Source organism: Sphingomonas sp. AC435 (assembly GCF_979253005.1).
Map to the genome: position 1 here is coordinate 1 of NZ_CEEDCJ010000054.1, position 260 is coordinate 260.

Annotated in this window: 1 protein-coding gene; it reads right to left on the reverse strand. The window is 68.8% G+C overall.

The annotated features are described in order from the left end of the window. A partial coding sequence (locus AC0CH8_RS18920; RefSeq protein WP_465241204.1) for a cobalamin-dependent protein occupies positions 1–260 on the reverse strand: 260 nt, incomplete at both ends.

Here is a 260-nt window from a genome sequence, read left to right on the forward strand (position 1 = left end):
CGACACCCACCGCGCGCGAGGCGTCGCGGACGTGCACGATCGGCCCGTCATAGGCCGGCGCGAGGCGCAGCGCGGTATGCACTTTCGACGTGGTCGCGCCGCCGATCAGCAGCGGCATCGTCATGCCTGCGCGCTTCCTCTCCTCCGCCACCGTCACCATCTCGTCCAGCGACGGGGTGATGAGGCCGGACCGCCCGATCATGTCGGCGTCGTTCTCGTTCGCCGCCTCGAGGATTTTTGTCCACGGCACCATTACGCCC